Below are 411 nucleotides of genomic sequence, written 5' to 3' on the forward strand. Positions count from 1 at the left end.
CGCTCTTTCAGATCCCGTATCCTGGGCGCAAATCGATAACCAAAGAAGGGCATCAGCCCGAAAACATGATCCGATGCCCCACCCGTGTCGGTATAATGCTCTTCAATGGAAAGCCCGTTGGCATGATACAGCAGCCCATCCAGAACATAGGGTGCTTCACCGGCCGTCGCCGCAATCACCCGGGTCGAAAACGGATCATACTGATCGGAGATGTGGGTGTAGAAACTGACGCCCGGTTCACTGCCATTGCGCGCATTGATATCGCTGATCGCAGCGCCTCTGCCACCTGCATGAAACAATTGACCATCACTTGAGGACGATGTGCCGTCTCCCCAGAGTGACGCCAGGGGCAGCCCACGATGGGCTGCAACCATACGGCCAAGGGCTTCGGCGTATCCGGCCTCGCTGATA

1 protein-coding gene is annotated in these 411 nt (G+C 56.9%); it reads right to left on the bottom strand.

Translation table 11 applies throughout. From position 1 onward, the window contains the following. Positions 1 to 411: Tn3 family transposase (locus KP705_RS18370; protein WP_215765342.1), on the bottom strand; the 411-nt coding region annotated here is incomplete at both ends.

The sequence above is a fragment of the Gluconobacter sp. P1D12_c genome (assembly GCF_018812105.1).
In the GTDB taxonomy this organism is placed as follows: Bacteria; Pseudomonadota; Alphaproteobacteria; order Acetobacterales; family Acetobacteraceae; genus Gluconobacter; species Gluconobacter oxydans_A.